This is a genomic window from Gemmatimonadota bacterium, from assembly GCA_026702745.1.
Taxonomy (GTDB): Bacteria; JAAXHH01; JAAXHH01; order JAAXHH01; family JAAXHH01; genus JAAXHH01.
Map to the genome: position 1 here is coordinate 1 of JAPPBT010000026.1, position 13,984 is coordinate 13,984.

Annotated in this window: 11 protein-coding genes; 8 read left to right on the plus strand and 3 right to left on the minus strand. The window is 59.8% G+C overall.

Going from position 1 to position 13,984, the window contains the following annotated elements; genetic code table 11:
- From OXH56_04900 to nadD, 5 genes are all read left to right on the plus strand, one after another.
- Positions 1-241 (plus strand): amidohydrolase family protein (locus OXH56_04900; protein MCY3554641.1); only part of this gene is annotated, 241 nt, incomplete at its 5' end.
- A gap of 187 nt (positions 242-428) precedes the next feature.
- Entirely contained in the window at positions 429-1,187 is a 759-nt protein-coding gene (locus OXH56_04905) for an outer membrane lipoprotein carrier protein LolA (protein ID MCY3554642.1), read from the plus strand.
- A gap of 29 nt (positions 1,188-1,216) precedes the next feature.
- Entirely contained in the window at positions 1,217-2,677 is a 1,461-nt protein-coding gene (gene rimO / locus OXH56_04910; GenBank protein ID MCY3554643.1) for a 30S ribosomal protein S12 methylthiotransferase RimO, read from the plus strand.
- Entirely contained in the window at positions 2,674-3,564 is an 891-nt protein-coding gene (bamD, locus tag OXH56_04915) for an outer membrane protein assembly factor BamD (GenBank protein ID MCY3554644.1), read from the plus strand. Before rimO ends, bamD begins: the two co-directional genes overlap by 4 nt.
- A complete protein-coding gene (gene nadD, locus OXH56_04920) occupies positions 3,561-4,151 on the plus strand; it encodes a nicotinate-nucleotide adenylyltransferase (protein MCY3554645.1) in 591 nt (196 codons plus the stop codon). The genes bamD and nadD overlap by 4 nt, the downstream gene beginning before the upstream one ends.
- A 53-nt stretch (positions 4,152-4,204) precedes the next feature.
- Here nadD and coaE read toward each other — a convergent pair whose 3' ends face one another.
- The gene (coaE, locus tag OXH56_04925) at positions 4,205-4,795 is read right to left on the minus strand and encodes a dephospho-CoA kinase (GenBank protein ID MCY3554646.1); all 591 of its coding nucleotides are present in this window, start codon (positions 4,793-4,795) and stop codon (positions 4,205-4,207) included.
- Positions 4,796-4,802: 7 nt separating this feature from the next.
- Positions 4,803-8,441: a chromosome segregation protein SMC gene (gene smc / locus OXH56_04930; GenBank protein ID MCY3554647.1), complete on the minus strand. Its 3,639-nt coding sequence runs from the start codon at positions 8,439-8,441 to the stop codon at positions 4,803-4,805.
- A gap of 205 nt (positions 8,442-8,646) precedes the next feature.
- On the opposite strand from smc, the gene OXH56_04935 reads away from it, so the two are divergent.
- Both OXH56_04935 and OXH56_04940 read left to right on the plus strand, forming a co-directional pair.
- Positions 8,647-9,378, plus strand: coding sequence for a glycosyltransferase family 2 protein (locus OXH56_04935; GenBank protein MCY3554648.1), 732 nt, complete (start codon positions 8,647-8,649; stop codon positions 9,376-9,378).
- Between the two features lie 354 nt (positions 9,379-9,732).
- Positions 9,733-11,517 (plus strand): amidohydrolase family protein, encoded by a 1,785-nt coding sequence (locus tag OXH56_04940; GenBank protein ID MCY3554649.1) that lies wholly within the window; start codon positions 9,733-9,735, stop codon positions 11,515-11,517.
- A gap of 124 nt (positions 11,518-11,641) precedes the next feature.
- On the opposite strand, the gene OXH56_04945 is transcribed toward OXH56_04940, so the two are convergent.
- The gene (locus OXH56_04945) at positions 11,642-12,814 is read right to left on the minus strand and encodes a cysteine desulfurase family protein (GenBank protein ID MCY3554650.1); all 1,173 of its coding nucleotides are present in this window, start codon (positions 12,812-12,814) and stop codon (positions 11,642-11,644) included.
- Between the two features lie 222 nt (positions 12,815-13,036).
- Here OXH56_04945 and OXH56_04950 point away from each other — a divergent pair, with 222 nt between their 5' ends.
- Positions 13,037-13,975, plus strand: a complete 939-nt coding sequence (locus OXH56_04950) for a DUF4007 family protein (GenBank protein MCY3554651.1) — start codon at positions 13,037-13,039, stop codon at positions 13,973-13,975.
- The last annotated feature ends 9 nt before the right edge of the window (positions 13,976-13,984 follow it).

Here is a 13,984-nt window from a genome sequence, read left to right on the forward strand (position 1 = left end):
GTTCGGCGACCAGCGCATGTCGCGACAGGAGGCGCTCAGGTCCTATACGCTGGACGCCGCCTACGGTTCGTTTCACGAAAACGTGCTCGGATCCATCGAGCCCGGCAAGTTCGCCGATTTCACGGTGCTCTCGAAGGACATCATGACCGTGCCCGAGAACCAGATCCTGGAAACGGAAATCGTGTATACCATCGTGGACGGCAAGGTTCGGTACGAGCGAGGACCGCCCGCGATGCCGTGACTGGTCGGTCGGGCTGAAGGACAACTGGCAGTGCAGGGAACGGGGAGGGAACCCACGGGGGCTTTCCCCGTTCTTTATGTCAGGGCATTCATCCATGTGTAAAACTTGACGTGGACGCGTTTAGGATGCATATTTTCAGGCTTGCGAAGGACGTGATTCGCATGGGTATCCCGCTAGAGGAGGCGGCATGGCCGCACAACTCTGGGTCGGCCTGTTGACTGGCCTGATGGTACTGCCGGGCGTCGAAACGACGGGGGGCGTCCGAACGCCGTGGAACGCTGGTGCGCCGGGAGACGTCGGACCGCTGCAGGGCTCCGTAGCGCCGGAGAAGCATCATACGGCGGAAACCGTCACCGGAAAGATGCGCGAGCGCCTCGACGGCGTGCGGTCGCTGGCGGCCCGGTACGTCGTTATGACGTACGCGGCCGTGCTTGAAAGTCGGAGCGGGACCGAGGGAAACCTTTATCTGCAGCGGGACCGGAACCGCCTTCGCCTGGAGGAGGCCGGTCAGATCATCGTTTCAGACGGCGAAACGTTGTGGACTTATGTGCCCGGCAACCGGCAGGTCATCGTGTCGCCGGCGGGGGAAGAGGGGTCGGAGTCCGAACCCCGGCGTTCGGGCCGGCCAGGCCGACCAGGCCGACCGGACGATTTCATATTCAACTACTCGAACCGCTACCTGTACGCGCTGGAGGGCAGGGAACCGGTCGATGGCCTGCGGTGCTCCGTGCTCAGGCTCACTGCCGTCGAACCGGCCGAAGACCTTCCGGAGCTGCGCATCTGGGTGGACGAGGAAGACTGGCTTACGCGGAAAGTAATGTATACGGACGATATGGGGTCTGAAACCACCCTGCATTTCATGGATTACCGTCTGAACGACCCACTCGATCCCGGCCTGTTCAAAATGATAGCGCCCGAGGGGGTCGAATGGGTCGACCTGCGCTGAAGGACGGCGCGAAGAAGCGGAGAATGTAATTGCCCAACATCAGTCTCGCCAGCCTGGGTTGTTCGAAGAACCTGGTGGATTCCGAAGTCATGCTGGGCCAGCTCACCCGGGCTGGATACAACGTGGTGGCCGACCACGGCGACGCGGACGTCATCATCGTGAACACCTGCGCGTTCATCGGTCCCGCCAAAGAGGAGTCCATCGAGACCATCCTGGACCTGGCACGGTTCAAGGAAGACGGCCGGTGCGATTCGCTCGTGGTCACGGGATGCATGGCGCAGCGGTATGCCCACGGCCTGGTCGACGAAATGCCGGAGGTGGACGCCGTGATCGGCGTGCATCAATACCCACGCATCGTCCAGTTGCTGGACCGACTACGGGGCCGGCGCGAGACCCTGCGGGAGATACGCAGGCAGCCCCTGCCCACCGACTATTCCTATCCGAGAGTCATTACCACGCCGCCTCATTCCGTCTACCTCAAGATCGCCGAGGGGTGCGACCGCCGGTGCACGTTCTGCATTATCCCGGCCATCCGGGGCGGCCAGCGGAGCCGGACCATCGATTCCCTGGTGGAAGAGGCCCGCACGATGGCCGGTCAGGGCGCCGTTGAGCTGAACCTGATCTCGCAGGACACCACCTGGTATGGAAAGGACCTGGAAGAACCGGCCCGGCTGGAGGACCTGCTCGCCGCGCTGAACGCCGTGGAGGGCGTGCGGTGGATCAGGGCGCTGTACAACCACCCCGTGCGGTTCACCGATTCGCTGATCCATGCCTTCGCCGACCTGGAACGGGTCTGCAACTACATCGACATGCCGCTGCAGCACATATCGGACCCGATGCTCGACCGCATGAACCGCGAGACGACGTCGAAGGAGACGCGCGCGCTGCTGAAACGGATCCGCGACCGGATGCCGGACGCAACGCTGAGGACCACCTTTATCGTGGGCTTTCCGGGAGAGACCGAAGAGGACTTCGAACAGCTCTACGACTTCGTCGAGGAAACGCGGTTCGACCGCATGGGCGTGTTCATGTATTCGCAGGAAGAGCAGACGCCGGCCGCCCGGTACGACGAGCAGGTCCCCGAGCCCGTCAAGCAGGAGCGGCATGACCGGCTCATGGCGCTGCAGCGCGAGATATCCCTCGATCGCAACCGGTCCTTCGTGGGGAAGACGGTCGACGTGCTGATCGACGAACGGACCGATGAAGGGCACTACACCGGGCGGACCGCCGCGGATGCGCCGGAGGTCGACAACGAGGTACTGGTCACCGGCGAAGGGCTGGCTCCCGAGGACGGTCTGGCCCCTGGAGACTTCGCCTCCGTGGACATCACCGACGCCATGGAATACGACCTGGTCGGCGTGGTCTCGACCGGCGCCTCACTGCCCGGTGAGCCAAACTCGCAGCGAGGGTCGAACCCGCAGCGAGGGTCGAACCCGCAGCAAGGGTCGAACCCACAGACTTTTCCCGCTCAATTTGGAACACCGGCATGATCATCCCGCCCTTACTCCGCTTCAGGATCCCCGTCACTGGGTTTTTCCTCGCCCTGCTCGTGCTCCCGGCCTGCAGCCCGCCCGGTTTCGAGTCCGACTGGACCGCGGAGGAGCTCTACGACTACGCCATGGAGCGCGTGGAACAGGAGGACTGGCTCAATGCCCTGGACGCCTTCCGGGCCATCACCCTCGGCCATTCCGGCAGCGACATCGTGGACGACGCCTTGTACCACCAGGGGGAGATGCACATCAAACTGAAGGAGTACCCCCTGGCCACCCTCGTGTTCCGCCGGCTGATCAGTGATTTTCCCCAGAGCCCGTACAGCGACGAGAGCCAGTACAAGCTGGCCTATGCCACGTTCCTCCAGTCCAATCCGACCCATCTCACGCAGGACAAGACTTTCGAAGCCATTCGCGAACTTCAGTTTTTCCTCCAGGAGTACCCCGACAGCGAATGGAGCGCGGAAGTCCACGAACTGCTGCAGCAGTGTTTCGACAAGGTGGCCGAGAAGGACTACCGGATCGGCAACCTCTACTACAAGTTGAAGGACTGGGAAGCGGCCCGTCTCTATTTCGGAGAACTGCTGGAAACCTACCCCATGAGCAACTGGGCTTCCCGGGCGCAATTCGAAATCGCCGAAAGCTACGCGAGGGAGGGAAAATACCGGGAAGCCATCGAGCAGTTCGAGATCTTCATCCAGAGCTATCCCGAAAACGAACGGTCGGCGGAGGCCGGAAAGCGTCTTTCCGAACTGAGAAGCAGTTACGTGGCGCCATCCCTGGCTGAGGACGGTCCGGCTTCCAAGGACGGCCCGGCTTCCACGGACGATCCACCTTCAACGGACGGATCCTCACCGGCCGAATCCGAGAGCGGCAACTCACCGTGAAAATCCAACGGCTTGGTGTCTACGGGGGTACGTTCGACCCGATCCACGCCGGCCACCTGGTCATTGCCCGGGGCGTGGTCGAACATTGCGCCCTCGACCGGCTCCTTTACATCCCCTCCGCCCGCCCTCCGCACAAGCGGGGACACGCCGTCGCCTCGCCGGAAGACCGGTACCGCATGGCGCAGCTGGCCGCGCGGAACGACCCCCGGTTCGAGGTGTCGGACGCTGAGATCAAACGTCCCGGCCTGTCCTACACCGTGGACACGCTGGAAGCGCTGCGGACGATTTACGGCGAGTCCTGTGCGTTCCACCTCGTCATCGGGGCCGACAGCCTGCTCGAGATCGACACCTGGCATGCGCCGGACCGGGTATTCGAACTGGCGACGGTCGTAACGGTCCCAAGGCCCGGCAAAGACCTCACCGGGCTGGATCCCCGCTGGCGCGACCGGGTCGTCGCCATCCAGCTCCCCGAGATCGACATTTCCTCCACGGACATCCGCCGCCGCGCCGGTGCAGGGCTTCCCATCGCCCACCTGGTCCCGGAGGAAGTGGCGGGATACATCGAAGAACGCGGCCTATACAGGTAAAGAGGCCCTGGCGGCCCGGCTGATCGACCAAGCGGCGTGGGCAGGCGGCCGCTTCAGGAAACGATGCGCTTCCAGATCGCTTCGGCCTTCTCGATCAATTCGTCCCGCGTACCGTTGTTTTCCAGGATAAAATCCGCCCACCGGCCCTGTTTCGCGTCGGGCTCCTGGGCGGAGATACGCGCTTCGGCCTCGGACCCGGTCAGGCCGCGATGGATGATCCGTTCTTTCCGCGTGGAGGCCGGGGCGGTGACCAGGATGACCCGATCGGCCAGGTCGGTGGGTCCGGTGTCGACCAGCAGGGGGGCGTCCACCACGACGACCCCGTCGTAACCCTCGCCGCGCATCCCGGCGATCCGGCGGCGTATTTCCGCGCGGATGGCCGGCCGAACCAGGCGGTTCAGCCGTTGCCGGGCCTGCTCGTCGCCGAAGACCACGCGGCCGAGAGCCCGCCGGTCCACGTCCCCTTCGGCCGTCAGGACGTCCTCGCCGAAGGCCGACCGGATAGCGTCGCGCATCGGCTCGGTCCGAAGCAGGTCGTGGCCGATGGCGTCGGCGTCCAGGACGCGGGCGCCGAGCCGTTCGAAAACCCGGGCCACCGTGGACTTACCCGAGGCGATGCCGCCGGCTACTCCGATGACGATCAAGTCTCACCTATACCCCGACCGTTCCGGCGCCGTTGGCCTCCTCGCCCGGAGCGGCCGCGGGTTCCAGCGCCTCCGATTCGGCATCCTCGAGGCGCACGGAGACCATCTTGGACAGGCCGGGTTCTTCCATGGTAATGCCGTAGAGGTAATCGGCGGCTTCCATGGTCCGCTTGTTGTGGGTGACCACCAGGAACTGCGTGTCGCTGGTAAACTGGCGCAAGGCGCTGGCGAAACGCCGGACGTTGGCGTCGTCCAGCGGCGCGTCCACCTCGTCGAACACGCAGAAGGGGCTGGGCTTCACGAGGTAGATGGCGAAGAGCAGGGCGATGGCCGTGAGGGCCGTCTCGCCGCCGGACAGCAGGGCCAGGCTCTGCAGCCGCTTTCCTCCCGGCCGCGCCATGATCTCGATGCCCGTTTCGAGGGGGTCTCCTTCTTCGAGCATGAGGTCGGCTTCGCCACCTTCGAACAGCGTCTGGAACGTGGTCATGAAATTGGTCCGGACCTCTTCGAAGGTGGTCATGAAGCGGGACCGGGCGGCCTTGTTCATCTTGATGATGGTCTTCTCAAGGTTGTCCTTGGCCTCGATGAGGTCGTTCTGCTGCTGCTGGAGGAAGTCGAGCCGCTCCTTGCCCGCGCGGTACTCTTCCACCGCCGCCATGTTGATGGGCCCCAGGTCGTCCACCTTGCGCTGGATGCCGTCCCGCAGGGTCTGGGCGGCGTCGGTTGAGTATTCGTCCAGTTCCTCGATCCGAGGCAGTTCGTCCATGCCCTCCGGATCAGTGTCGTGCCGGTCCATCAACTGCCGGCGGATCTCGTTGCTCTTCATGTACAACTCGGCGTCTTCCAGTTCGGCCTGGTGCACCTGCTCCTGCACCTGGGTCAGTTCGTTCCGGTTCTCGCCGAGGTGCTGCTGCAGCTGGCGTTCGGCTTCCTGCAGGTTCTGGTGCTCTTCGAGGACGGCGTCGCGATCCACCGCGCGCTCCCGCCGGGTCGTGTAGTGCGTCTCCAGCTGCTTTTCATTCTTTTTCTGGGCCTTCTCCAGTTCCGTGGACTGGCTGCCGGCCTCCACCGCCTCGGACTTACGCTGCGTCAGGAGATTGGCCAGGCGCTCGTTCTCCTGGGTGAGGAATTCATCGGTGGTGCTCAGCTCGTTGCTCCGGCTCTCCATGGACACGAGGGCGACCCGGGCTTCGTTGGCCGCTTCGGCCAGGAGCTGGCGTTCCTCCTCCATCTCGTCCAGGGTCTGCTGGTTGGTCCGTTCTTCTGCTTCGGCCGATACCCGGTCGCGGGCGAGGGAATCCATCGCCTTTTTACGTTTCTCGCGCTCCCCGGCCGCAGCCTTCGCGTCCGCGGCCAGGGAATCCGCTTCACGGGCGAGTTCTTCGTCCTGTTCCGACATCCGGGCCCGTTCGAAATCCAACTGCCGTTCCCTGGACTCCGTTTCCATCAACTTGCGCCGGGACTCGCCGAGGACCTGCTCGACGGAGGCCTGCCGTTCAGCCAGCGCGGCCAGTTCCGTCTCCAGGCCTACCAGTTCGCCGGCGACCTTGTCCCGTTGCGCCCGGTCTTCCTCCAGTTCCCCTTCGATCTCCGCGATCCGCTCCGCGCGGCGCAGGAGGTCCGACTCGCCCGCCTCGGACGGTCCGGACGAACCACCGGTCAGTACGCCGGCCGGGTCCACGACCTCGCCGCCGGCCGTAAGCAGTTTCCAATCCTGGTCGGTGTCGAACAAGGGGGAAAGGCGCAGGGCCGTTTCCACGTCCTTCACGAGCACGACCCTGGAGAGCAGGTGGGTCACCGCCGGAGCCAGCGCCTTGTCGGACTTGACCATGGTGCTCGCGCGGCCGATGATGCCGTCGTCCTCGAAGGGCAGATCCGCGGGCGCGGGGCGGGACTTCATGCGGTCCAGGAGGATGAAGGAAGCCCGGCCGGCCTCCTGCTCCCGGAGGTAGGCCAGGCCCGCCTCGGCATCTTTTGTGCGGCCGGCCACCACGTACTGCAGCATGTCGTCCAGGTAGGCCGCGATTACGGTTTCGTAATCCTTGTCGATGGTGATCCCGTCCGCCAGCACGCCGCGGAGCCCATCGACGTCCGCGCCGTTGGTGAGCAGTGTCCGGACGCCCTGGCCGTATCCCTCGTACTGCCGGTGCATGCGGTCGAGGAGCGCCCATTCCTTTTCCGCCGTCGCAATGGTCGTTTCGAGGCCGGACAGCTCGTCCCGGGCCGACTCGATGCACTGCTGCGCGTCCTGGACGGATTCCGTCAGGTTCGCGTGCAGCGACGCGTTCTCTTCCACCACACCACGGACGTCCCGCAGTTCTTTTTGCACGGTCTCGACGGCCGCCTTCTTCGATGTCAGTTCTTCGGCAAGTTTCTTACGGGCGGACTCCACCTCGGCGCTTCTTTCGCGCAGGGATGCTTCGCGGGCTTCAAGGGAACTGATCGCCGCCAGCTCGCTCGAGTGCTGCTGAATCGCCGCCATGCTGCGGTCCCGCAGCGCCTGGGTGGATTCTTTCTGCGCGGAGATCCGGCCGGCGTAGGTCCGGGACGCCTCATCCCGCTCCGCGAAGGTAGCGCGCGCCTGTTCCAGCGCCGTTTCCAGCGTCTTCCGGTCGTCCCCGATCCGGGCGAGCTGGGACCGGATGTTTTCCAGTTCGGTCTCTGCCTGTTCGGCTTCCCCCGACGCGGATTGGGCCCGCTGCTCCAGGCCGGTCCGACGCTCCTTGCTCACCAGGAGCTCCTCTTCCAGCGACCGGATCTGGTCGTCGATCTGGTTCACGGCGTCCTGCCGCTGCTGGAGTTTCTCCTCCTTTTCCAGCTGGACGGCCTTGCTCTTCTCGACCTCCGCCTCGGCGGTCCGAATGCGCGTCTGAATGGCTTCCTTCCGCTCCGCGAACTGCCGTATCCGTTCCCGGACGGGCTCGGTCTGCCTCCGCAGGTCCTGGAAGGCGTGACAGGCGACCACGATCTCCACGTCCTTCATCTGCTGCATCAGCCGCTCGTACCGCTCGTACTTGCGCACCTGCCGCCGCAGCGTGCTCACGCTCCGTTCGACCTCGTCCAGGAGGTCGGCGATGCGTACCAGGTCGTGCTCGGTGCCTTCGAGCTTGCGCTGCGCCAGGCGCCGCCGCGTCTTGTACTTGTTGATGCCGGCGGCCTCCTCGATGAGCTGGCGCCGTTCCAGGGGGCTGCCGTTCACCACCGATTCCACCATGCCCTGCTCGATGATGGAGTAGGCGTGGGCGCCCATGCCCGTGTCCAGCAGGAGGTTGGTGATGTCCTTGAGGCGGCAGGGCACCTTGTTGATCTGGTATTCGCTCGCGCCCGAGCGGAAATAGCGGCGCGTGATCGTGACTTCGCTGTATTCGACGGGCAGCTTCTGCTCGCTGTTGTCGATCGTCAGCGAGACCTCCGCCATGCCGAGGGGCTTGCGGGCGGCCGTTCCGTTGAAGATGATGTCTTCCATCCGGTCGCCCCGCAACGAGGTCGCGCGGTGCTCCCCCAGGGCCCAGCGAATGGCGTCGACGATATTGGACTTGCCGCAGCCGTTCGGACCGACCACGGCCGTGATGCCGTCGCTGAACTTCACCTTCAGCCGGGTGGAGAATGACTTGAAACCGATCATTTCAAGATGGGAGAGACGCATCGGACACGGATCCTGATGGCGAATACAGCCGGTTTGAAATACGGTAAAGTCGGATCGGGTTGAAAATGGGTTTCAGGAGACTATTAAGGGGATATATTAGTATATGTAGGGGGCTTGTCAAGCGAATTATACACTATGTACGGCGGGCCCGGACCGCTGGAGACCACTGTAAACACGGATCGAAAGGGATTTGGCGAGGCCAGATATGGCGATGCCGGATAGGGCGCGGTCGACGGACAGTAGGAACATCGTGGTCATCATTCCCGTCCTGAACGAGGAGGACTCGATCGGGCTGGTCCTGGCCCATATCCCGGAACGGATGGCCGAGGCCGTGATCGTGGTGGACAACGGGTCGACGGACGGGACGGCAGCCGTGGCCGAGGAGGGCGGTGCCGTCGTCGTGCGGGAACCCCGGCGTGGCTATGGAGCGGCCTGCCTGCGCGGCATGGCCAAAGCTGCACGGTTCGCCCCGGACGTCATCGTGTTCCTGGACGGCGACTACAGCGACTACCCGGAAGAGATGGAGGACCTTGTACAGCCAATCACGGATGAGGGCTACGACCTGGTGATCGGATCGCGGATGCTGGGCCACCGCACGCCGGGCTCCATGCCGGTCCAGGCCGTCATCGGGAACGTCCTCGTACCGCGGATCATCCGGTGGCTTTACGGCCATCGGTACACCGACCTCGGACCGTTCCGGGCCATACGCTACGACCGGCTGCTCGAACTGGAAATGGCGGATCAGAACTTCGGCTGGACCGTCGAGATGCAGATCAAGGCAGCGCAGAAGGGGTATCGGACGCTTGACGTGCCGGTGCGGTATCGGAAGCGGGTTGGGGTTTCGAAGATTACGGGCACGCTGTCTGGAGCTGTCAAGGCGGGCGTGAAGATCCTGTGGGTGACGTTCAGGTATGCTGTGGGGAAGTTAGGAACTTAAGGAAATTAGTTGAAATTGCTCACTCAGCAAATTCAGATGATGCAATAATCTGCCGATTAGACTTAGAATCGGTGGTAGCCGCTACCCAAACAAGTTTGATCGGAACCCTGTAACCCGGAACGTGAAATGAGCGTCTAAGTCTGTAGAAGACCGTAATCCGGCAAACCGTAGATCGAAGAATTACGAAAGATCCAGAGGCGGAACTTTGTATTTGATTTACACCAAACTTAGTACCAAACTCGAAGTCCTCTGTGTCGACCTAGGGGTTAGGTTTAGGCCCTTAGTCAGTAGGTTTCCCGACTAGAGGATGTAAGCTCACCAGAAATACCCTGTAGGTCTACAGGAGTGCACCTCATGAGATTGGCCCGAATCATTATGGTCACCCTTTTGATTCTTGGCATGAATGGCCCCATTACCGCGCAACAGGACAGAGTCGAGTCGCAGCCTGTCGTGGGCGACGTCGCCTTCGTTAACGTCAACTTGATCCGCATGAATGACGAGCGGATTGAGCCGGGGCAGACCGTGATAGTCAGGGGAAATCGCATTACCGCCATCGGCGTTTCTCCAGAGATCCAGATACCCCAAGGTGCGATCGTGATCGACGGTTCTGGTCGTTATCTAGTTCCCGGCCTGACAGATGCGCACGTACACCTTACTACCGATATGCCTTGGGCACCCGCCCGACCCGATTTCGGTGATGCGCCACTGTACCTGGCGTACGGCGTTACGTCTGTGATAAATCTAAGAGGCTCAATTACGCAACTCGAGTGGAGGCGACGCATCAAAGAGGGCGAACTCCTTGGGCCGACGATCTACTCGTCGGGGGAGTTCATCAACGAACCTCGCGTGAACACCGTGGAAGAAGTCGTGCAGGAAATTTCCGCTCAGCTTCGTGCTGGCTATGATGTCATCAAATTCCACGAAGTGTGGACGCCTGAAGCGGGTTTCCTCACGACGACTGGCTTGTCTCGTGAGGCCTATCTTAAGATGAATGACATGGCGCGCGAGGTCGGTATCCCACTCGTGGGTCACGCCCCGGTTAACCTTGATTTGGAGACTCTTCTTCTGGCCAGGCAACCCTTAGCACACCTGGGCATGTTGTCGAATATTCACTTCTTACCACTGGCCAGCAACCTAGCGTGGCTGACTGCTACGGCAGCGGGATTAGTCTTTCTGACCATCATCGTCTTGACGAACGGTATTGCGGCAATAACTCGGAGGTTTCGGTCGACGGCGCCGCCGCCTCCACGCAGACTCACACGTATTCGCCGTTACTCTACCTTAGCGTGGCTAGCCGGCTTGCTCGCAGGTGTCAGTGCGGCCTTGTTCTTACCCGGTGGTCCTCTTTTTGAAAGCACCGCACTGCGTCTGGCGTTTACATTACTGATCTTCGTTCTGGCTGCCGCTTCGGTGATCATGTTGATACTGACCGCAACGATGTGGCGCGACACGGGCACGCCTATCCTCTCAAACTGCCAAGCCACGCTGGCGTCCGTTTCCAGCCTTGTGGTCGTTGTCGCCGGTCTAACTTTCTGGGTACCGATCGCGTGGCGGAGTAGTGATGGCGGAATTGAACGTCTTGCAGAGCGAGTCTACGACGCGGATATCCCTGTGCAGTCAACACTGGTGGCGTACGAGGCCATCGGTGGTCCCGGAAGATCAAGGCTTACAGAAGATCCCATGATCGCGTATTTGAACGGTGAAACACGGGAGATATGGAGTCGGGTAGCGCAAAGGACTGGACCACCTGGATATCGTTATACGGATTTCATGAAAAAAGTAGCCAACGCGCTACATCGGGCGGGGGTGCCCCTGATGGCCGGAACAGACGCTATGGGGTTGTCGTTAGTCACACCGGGATCATCTCTCCACTATGAGTTGGAGTTGCTTGTCGATAGTGGTCTGACACCGTACGAGGCGATACGCTCGGCCACAGTTGTACCGGCTTGGTTCTTAGGTAAGCAAAATGAATTCGGCTCGATTACTACAGGATCCCGTGCTGATCTCCTTCTGATTGAGGAGAATCCCCTTGAGGACGTAACTCGGCTCAGGCGACCGATAGGTGTCATGGTTCGCGGGAAGTGGTTCACGCGCGAACAACTGGAAGAGATGTTGACAGATCTTACTGAGGAGCGATGAGAATCAAGACGCCACGTGTTCGGTGTTGCACGGACAATAGCATCGCAACGAGTCCTGTCGATTAAACGCCTCGGCGATTGTAGTAAAACTCTTCAGAAGTTAACAAAATCAGTAGAGAATGAGATCAGGAAATGTTCTTAGTGGAGAGATTAGCAAGGGCAATTACGACAAGATTCGCGGCACTTTCAATATCGTCTTCTGATGTAAATCGTCCGAAACTGAACCGGATAGAGGCTTCGCTTTGTTCGGCAGTCAGGCCCATTGCACGAAGGACATGGGACGGCTCAGGAATGCCCGAAGAACAAGCAGCGCCCGTTGATGCAGCTAGTTTCGGCTGTAAGGAGGCAATGATATCACGGGCGTCGAATCCATCAAACCTTATGTTTGCGTTTCCAGGATGTCGTTGGTCGCTAGTAGGGCCGTTAACTTCAATGGTAAGTCCGGCCTCTAGTAAAAGTGCGATGAACATATCCCTTTGGTGAGCAATTCGATTACGTTCTTCACAACCTTCGGCTATAATTAACTCCGATGCCGCGGCCATGCCTATGCAAAGAGGTAATGGAACTGTTCCGGACCGGATACCATCCTGCTGCCCTCCACCATAAAGCAAGGGTTCAATACGGTCATGTAATTCCCGATTAATGTACAGCGCACCAATGCCCTGTGGTCCGTACATCTTATGTCCGGATAGGCTGATGAGATCAGTAATGGTGGCTAAGTTCTCTAGATTCATAGCACAGGGTGCCTGTGCGGCATCGCAGTGAAACAGAGCACCGTAAGATTTAGCTTTATCGCAGATCGACTGAACGTCCTGTATCGTCCCCACCTCGTTGTTAACCGCCATTACAGAAACTAGCAGAACATCATTTGCGATCCGTTCTTCGAGTTCGGCGAGGTCGAGGTATCCATCACCGTCTACCGATACAGTCTCGACTGTAATTCCCTCATTCATAGACAGCTCTCTAGCGGCGCCCAAAACACATTTGTGTTCGATCGCACTGACAAGGATTCGTCGACGCGTATTTGCATCGTGGCGTGCTAATCCCAAAAGGGCCAGGTTGTTCGCTTCCGTCGCACCTGAAGTAAAGACGATTTCGTTCTCATCGGACCCTATCATAGAAGCAATAGAGCCTGCAGCGTCTTTGACTGCCGAATCGGCGTGCCAACCGATGACATGATCGCTAGAATGCGGGTTTCCGAATGATTCGCCCCAAAATGGGACCATCCGTGCTAGGACCCGCGGGTCTACCGGGGTGGTTGCTTGGTAGTCAGTGTATATGGTGTCGGAGTTTTGCATGCCGGGTTACTATGCTGAGTCAGAAACAAACCGACAAAACATCGCTTTATGTAGTTACAATTCGGAATTAGATTGTTCTAGTAAATTGACTGTGTATAATACTATATACTACAACACATATGTATTGTCAATTTGCTACAAATCGCCCATGAATTCGATCCTAACAGTCTGTGTAGTTAGTAGACTGGACCCAATGTAAACCCCACCTATTGACAATCACAAATGAATAGAGGCCCGCTCTACGAAAAGGGTTACAGGCCCCAACTGTCCGGGCACGAAACGTTCCCGCTAAGGTATGGCTGGCTGAAGAAGGCCTACGATGCCGTCAAAATGGCCGAGGACACCGAAGATGATGTTTCGGTGTTTTCTGCAGATGACGCTATCGCCCGATTTGGAGTCGGAAAGAACATGGTCGCCTCAATGCGTCACTGGGCGAATGCAGCAGGCGTCATCAAAGAAAACCCGGGTCGTCCAATCACCACAACATTCGGACACGTATTGTTCGATGACGAAGATGGTTTAGACCCCTTTATGGAGAACCCGAATACAGCATGGCTGATTCACTGGAAACTATGCAGTCATCCGGCTAAGACATCCTGGTATTGGGCGTTTAACTACTATCCTGCACTAACCTTTCATCGCGACATATTTGTTAGAAACATTGCAGCACTTGCTTATGACCGTGGATGGACCCGAGCTTCCCAGGCTACGATCAAGAATGACGTAGCGTGTTTCGTACGAACCTATGTCGCTCATGGACCGAAAGGCAATGCTAGCCTCGAGGATAGTCTGGAATCACCGCTCACGGAACTCGGTTTAATCAGATCTCGTGAAGATCACCATGGTCTTAGGTTCGTTCGTGGACGTAAACCATCTCTAGGGTCCGGCGTATTCACCTTTGCAGTTACCGAATTCTGGAGAAGCCACTCACCTTCAGCGCGAACGCTTTCGTTCGAAGCACTTGCCCACGAACCGGGAAGTCCAGGTCGGGTTTTTCAATTGGATGAAAACGACATGGCGGATCGTCTGTATGCTCTCGAGGATTCAAGTAAAGGTCGGTACACCTGGTCAGAAACAGCCGGTCTGAAGCAGATCGTGCGGGATTTCGAATTCGATGGGATCGACGGATCCGATTTTATCAGGTTAGACTATGGAACTTAGTTTAAAGGA

Bases quoted from the DNA above. Each gene is read 5' to 3' on its own strand.
- OXH56_04950 (MCY3554651.1), top strand. From the start codon at position 13,037: ATGAATAGAGGCCCGCTCTACGAAAAGGGTTACAGGCCCCAACTGTCC.
- OXH56_04940 (MCY3554649.1), top strand. From the start codon at position 9,733: ATGAGATTGGCCCGAATCATTATGGTCACCCTTTTGATTCTTGGCATG.
- OXH56_04945 (MCY3554650.1), bottom strand. From the start codon at position 12,814: ATGCAAAACTCCGACACCATATACACTGACTACCAAGCAACCACCCCG.
- bamD (MCY3554644.1), top strand. From the start codon at position 2,674: ATGATCATCCCGCCCTTACTCCGCTTCAGGATCCCCGTCACTGGGTTT.
- OXH56_04935 (MCY3554648.1), top strand. From the start codon at position 8,647: ATGGCGATGCCGGATAGGGCGCGGTCGACGGACAGTAGGAACATCGTG.
- smc (MCY3554647.1), bottom strand. From the start codon at position 8,441: ATGCGTCTCTCCCATCTTGAAATGATCGGTTTCAAGTCATTCTCCACC.
- OXH56_04905 (MCY3554642.1), top strand. From the start codon at position 429: ATGGCCGCACAACTCTGGGTCGGCCTGTTGACTGGCCTGATGGTACTG.